Source organism: Streptomyces sp. NPDC059456 (assembly GCF_042750055.1).
Taxonomy (GTDB): domain Bacteria; phylum Actinomycetota; class Actinomycetes; order Streptomycetales; family Streptomycetaceae; genus Streptomyces.
The window spans coordinates 1-4,305 of sequence record NZ_JBHYVA010000716.1; the positions used below are offsets into that span (position 1 = coordinate 1).

The window sequence follows — 4,305 nt, forward strand, 5'->3', positions numbered from 1 at the left end:
GCCGGGACCCTCCACCTCCGCACGACCGATCGCGCAATCACCACCGGACCGGGCAGCGGCCACCAGGCGATCCCGCTGCCGCACCCGCTGCTGCTGCCGCTGCGCACCCTGGGCGTCGAGCCGGTGCTCGCCCTGCGCGTGCGCGACGGCGTCCTGGAGGGGCACGCCTCGGCGCGGGTGAAGGGCGTCCTGCTGGACGGACCCCTCGCCCTGCTCGCCCGGATGGAGTCCTGCGCCGAGGCGCTGGGCTGGCACGGCGTGCGAGGTCTGCGGCTGACGGGCGTGGAGAACGAACTGCGCGGCGCCACCCTCGTGGTGAAGGCCGGCGGGGTCTCCTTCACCCTGGGCGGCTTCCTCACCGCCGCCGGGAGCCTCGGGCTCGCCGACGACCTGGTCACCTTCGACGCCGTCGCGAAGGGCACGGTGGCCGGGCTCGGCTCGGTGGAGGTGCCGGTGGTGCGGGGGCCGGACGGCGCGCTGTCCGGGAAGGCCGTCGTGGACGTGACGCTGCGCGGGTTCGGCGGACAGGTGACGGCCGCCTTCGCCGCGGGGGCCGTCGACGTACGGGGAACCGTGCGCTACGCCAACGAGAAGTTCGACGGCCAGGTGACCCTGGTGGCCACCGATGCCGCCTCCGCCAAGGAACTGGCGGACGGCCGGCTGCCGGAACAGGCCGTGTCCGCGAAGGCGGTGGCCGGGGAGCCCGGCGCCGCCGCGGACCCCGCCCCGGCCCCGGCGGCCCCGGCCGGCCCGCGGCCCGGCCCCCGGGTGCTGGCCGGCTGGGGCACGGTCGACGTACGGCTCGCGGACTGGCTGCGCGGCGAGGCACTGGTGGTCGTCGACCACCACGGCGATGTGACCGTGGTCGGCAAGATCCGGCCCACGATGGACAAGCCGCTGTTCGAGCCGAAGGAGTACCTGAAGCAGCTCGCGAAGTTCGAGGTCCGCGCCCTCTACGGGATCCCCCTGGTCGGCAACGTCTTCCTGTTCGCCAACGTGGGGCTCGAAGCGGTCGCGAGGATCGGCCCCGCGACGCTCGACCGGATGGAGCTGACCGGCACCTGGTCGACCAAGCCGGAGGTGCTGCGGAGCTTCGGCCTCACCGGCACCCTCAACATCACCGCGTACGCGGGCCTGCGGCTCAGGGCCGAGGGCGGCGCGGGCGTCCAGCTCGTGGGCCACGACATCAAGGCGGGCATCGCGCTGACCGCCCTGGCCGGAGTGCGCGGCTACGTCGAGGCCACGCCGGTGATCGGCTACCGGGAGGTCGCCGATCCGAAGGCGGGCAAGCACGGGGAGTTCTTCCTGGCCGGGCACATGGAGATCGCGGCCCGGCCGTTCCTGGCGCTCGGCGGCGACCTCTTCGTCGAACTCGACAGCCCCTGGTGGTCGCCGGCGCCGGACCAGCGCTGGAACTGGCCGCTGGGCCGGCTGGAGTACCCGCTGCCGGGGGAGTTCGGCATCGGGGCGGACGTCGAGCACGTCCTGGGCTCGGGGAAGGTCCCCGAAGTCACCTTCGGCGAGGTGGACTTCAACCCCGACAAGTTCCTGACGGACCTGCTCGACGACCACGTCCCGGCCACGTCGTCCAAGGACGAGCAGAAGAAGGGCGCCTGGAAGGGCCCGGCCGCCCCGGCCGCCGCAAAGGCCCCCGCCAAGGCCGCCCCCGCGAAGGCCTCCGCCAAGGCGGCCGCCGCTCCCGCCGCCCCGGCCAAGACCAAACCGGGCAAGGACGGCTCCGCGGTCCCCTCACCGGACAAGCAGGACCGCTGGCTGACCGGCCTGGAGGCACTGGGCGAGCTCGCCAAGGGCTCGCACGAGGAGCCGTACGACGAGAGCGAACTGCGCGACGCGCTCGCCGGGATCCGCCGCAAGCACGGCTTCACCGTCCTCGACGCCGCGCTGGAAGGGGACAAGTGGCAGATCACGGCCGGCATGAGCCCCAAGTCGAAGGCGGTCAAGGTCGACGCCGCACCGAAACAGCAGGGGGACGAGCCGGGCAAGGAGGGCGTCGACCGCCGCGTGCGGAGCATCAGGAAGCGGGGGAAGTTCAAGGACGAGTACCTGGAGGAGTTCCAGGGCGGCCGGTACCAGGGCCTGAAGAACCCCAAGACGAAAAGGAACTTCGCCGGCACCGAGATCAATCACGTCCCGCCGTTCAGCGTCTACAACAAGGTCAGTGATCTCAAGTTCGCCCAGGGCCCGGCCATCCAGATGGACAAGATGGACCACCGGGGACTGAGGAACCGCCAGGGCGAGTGGGTCCACCCCCGGGCCGCGAGCACGGGTTCCTGGGACGAGGCGAAGGAACACCGGGCGCAGCAGCTGCGGCTGATGAAGGCCGACAAGTTCAAGGCCGCCGTGGAGAAGGACCTCGACGACATCCGGTCGAAGTTCGGCAGCAAGTACGACAAGGCCTTCAACGAGCTGAAGCCCGAACTCCGCACGGAGGGCTGGTGGAAGTGACCACCGGCCCGGCGGGCGAGACGCCCCGGTGACGGTCGCCGCGGAGCATGGACGCCATGGCAGCATCTGACGCCCTGACAGCCGCCCCCGGCGGCCGCGCCCCGGCCGCCGCCCCGTCCGCCGGCGACGCCCGGCTCGGTACCGGAGTGCGGTTCCCGTTCCGGCCCGCGAGCGCAGGCGCGCTCGCATGGGTCACGGGAGCCGCCGCGGTCCGGCAGTCCGTCGAGACCCTCCTCGACACCGAGCCCGGCGAGCGCATCATGCGCCCCACCTTCGGCTGCGGGCTGCGCCGCCACCTGATGGCCCCCAACACCCCCGCCACCCGGACCGCGATCGCCGCCGAGATCGCCGAGGCGCTCACCGTCTGGGAGCCCCGGATCCGGGTCACCGAAGTCTCCGTGACCCCGGGCGAGGAACCCACCCTCGTATGGATCGACATCGCCTACGTCCACCTGCTCGACCTGCGCCCGGACAACCTCGTCTACCCCTTCTACCTGCGGTAGGGGCCGGGTGACGACGGTATGCCGCTGATCGGCCCCATCCTCGACGACCGCACCTTCGAACAGCTCCGCGACGAGCTGGTCAAGCGGATCCCGGTCTACGCACCCGAGTGGACCGACCACAACGCGGGCGACCCCGGCATCGCCCTGCTCGAACTCTTCGCGCACCTCGGCGAGTCCCTGCTCTTCCGCTTCAACCAGATACCCGACGCCACCAAGGTCGCCTTCCTGCGGCTGCTCGGCGTCCGCCCGCGCCCCGCGCTCACCGCCCGCACCCTCCTCGTCCTGGAGACCGACCGCCCCGACGGCGTCCAGGTGCTCCGCGGAGCCGAAGCCCGGGCCGGCGAGGTCGCCTTCGAAACCACCGGCGAGGTCGTCGCCTGGCCCCTGGAGACCCTCGCCGTCGGCAAGACCCCCGCCCCCGAAGCCCCGGGCACCGCCGAGAGCCGGCGCCGCCGCAACGCCGTCGAGGCCCTGCCGGGCGACGAACGCAAGCGGGCCGCCGCCGGAGCCCCCGTCCGGTTCTACGTCACCACCGCCGTCCCCGCCGACCCGACGGACCCCGACCGGCCGCCGCTGGACGTCGCCGCCACCCTCGACCGGTCCCTGTGGATCGCCCTGCTCGCCAAGAACACCACCGACGCCCGGCTGCTCGCCGGCCGGACCCTGTTCGTCGGCGTGGTCCCCGACGAGGAGATCCCGCGCCCCTACGACCTCCTGGCCCGCGACACCCACGACCCCACCCGGCTGCGGGCCGCCGACCTCGTCAGCGCCCCGCCCGGCTTCCTGTGGGAACTGTGGAACGGCCCCGACGCCCCCACCGCCTTCACCACCCTGTCCGTGCTCGGCGACACCACCCGCGGGCTCACCACCGCCGGCGTCGTCTCCCTCGCCCTGCCCGCCGCCTTCCCCACCCACCCCCGCGGCAGCACCGGCCCCGGCGGCCTGAACAGCCCCCCGCCGCTCGACGACGACCAGAGCGCCGCCCGCGTCCTGGGCTGGCTCAGGGTCCGCCGCCCCGCCGACGAGAACGACGCCATCCACCGCATCCGCTGGGCCGGGATCAACGCCGTCGGCGCCGTCCAGGCCCGCACCGCCGCACCCGAACTCCTCGGCACCGGCACCGCCGACGCCGGGCAGGTCCTGCGCCTCACCCGGCGCCCCGTCCTCGCCGGCAGCGTCCGGCTGGAGGTCGAGGAGGCCGACGGCTGGCAGCCGTGGACCGAGGTCGAGGACTTCGCCGGCAGCGGCCCCCTCGACCGGCACTACACCCTCGACGCCGATGCCGGACTCGGCCGCGTGGGCGCCCCCCGGCCGGGGCGCCGCGCGGGCGCCGCCC

General features: G+C 73.8%; 2 protein-coding genes and 1 pseudogene. All 3 read left to right on the plus strand.

The window, feature by feature from the left end; genetic code table 11:
* A pseudogene (locus ACFXA3_RS37015) lies at positions 1 to 2,466 on the plus strand (hypothetical protein); the annotation flags it as partial.
* A 56-nt stretch (positions 2,467 to 2,522) separates the two neighbouring features.
* On the plus strand, positions 2,523 to 2,969 hold the full coding sequence (locus tag ACFXA3_RS37020; protein WP_385194670.1) for a GPW/gp25 family protein: 447 nt from the start codon (positions 2,523 to 2,525) through the stop codon (positions 2,967 to 2,969).
* An 18-nt stretch (positions 2,970 to 2,987) separates the two neighbouring features.
* On the plus strand, positions 2,988 to 4,305 hold a 1,318-nt coding region (locus tag ACFXA3_RS37025; RefSeq protein WP_385194672.1), incomplete at its 3' end, for a putative baseplate assembly protein.

Excerpts from the sequence above, each read along its gene's own strand:
- ACFXA3_RS37020 (WP_385194670.1), top strand. The coding sequence starts at position 2,523 with ATGGCAGCATCTGACGCCCTGACAGCCGCCCCCGGCGGCCGCGCCCCG.